Raw genomic sequence first — 1,238 nt, 5'->3', positions numbered from 1 at the left:
TTCTTTTTAGGCTTGCCAAAATATATGCCTATCCCCACTAAATATCTACTGTCCCAATATTATCCCTATAAACTATTTTAATTAGTTAGAATAGTCCTATCAACCACTTAAACATGTCTATTAGTAAAGTCCACGTCCATTCCGTGACACCAATCAATAACCTAAAGACAAAATAAATAATTACACTAAGAATGATAATAAGAAAAGCTGTTAGCAATGCTTTCGACCTCACCTGACGTATTGTTTTCTTATCTCCTTCTACATAGCGTGTAATTAAATCTAAGTTCTTTACGTGTGCTTTGCTAAAAAAATCTATAGCATCACCAATAAAAAAAGGAATACTTCCCAACAATATATCTACTAAATAGTTATAGATAACAGCCAATGTGAGTGGAATAGACTTGACTTTAAACAAAGTAACGTATATAAACGGCAAACCAAAAATAGATGAAACAAGATCTCCTACTGATGGTACTAAACCTAAGAGTGCATCTAAGAAATATTTATCTGCTAAAGTTGTTACCGTACTAATAAACTTATAAGCCTTTGATGCTTTTAAATTTCGAATTTCTTTCTCCCTTCTTTGTCGGCGAACTTCTTCTTTACGATTAGCATCGCTACCCTTATCAAGAGAATCTCTATCATCAATAAGAGAGTAAGAGTCATTCAAAACAATCTCTCCATCTTGTTCCCCTAAAGTCTTATGAGCATCATAGTTCAACTCATTTTCTAATATATTCTTTCCTTCCATCCTAAATCAATAAATAAAAAACAAATTATAATAACCTAAACACTATAACGCTTAAACGCATAAAATATTATCATAAGAGCTTTAATCAATAAAAACACTTTTTTACTGTTCAAAAAAAATTTGCAATGTAATAAAAGAGCCAGTTAACAACTAATTTTAGTTTTACTTTTACTTGCTTTCATTTTTAACACTTCGTAAAATTATCTATTACCAAACAAATTAAGAAGCAAATATGGATGACAGTAGTGACAGCAAATAACAAATTAAATAAAATAATTACCCCACTAAATTCAAGCGACTAAATACCACTTTTAAGTCATACTTGCCTTATGTAACCAATTAGCCCTATTTACCTATTAGGGTAATAAGCGCTATTAGCCTAATTAGCCCTATCCGCCCAATAAGCCTTATTAGCCCAATATAATATTGCAGCTTCTGTCCTTCCAACACTTCATCAACACCTAACATCCAACACCCATCACCCATC

The 1,238-nt window shown here is 31.5% G+C and carries 1 protein-coding gene; it reads right to left on the bottom strand.

Translation table 11 applies throughout. The features are described 5' to 3' along the window. Positions 1–85 precede the first annotated feature (85 nt). On the bottom strand, positions 86–751 hold the full coding sequence (locus HMPREF1505_RS05015) for a DUF4112 domain-containing protein (protein WP_231480341.1): 666 nt from the start codon (positions 749–751) through the stop codon (positions 86–88). Between the last annotated feature and the right edge of the window lie 487 nt (positions 752–1,238).

Source organism: Prevotella sp. ICM33, assembly GCF_000517825.1.
Classification (GTDB): domain Bacteria; phylum Bacteroidota; class Bacteroidia; order Bacteroidales; family Bacteroidaceae; genus Prevotella; species Prevotella melaninogenica.
The sequence above is the reverse complement of the archived record's forward strand: the minus strand, read 5'-3'. Positions and strand labels throughout refer to the sequence as shown.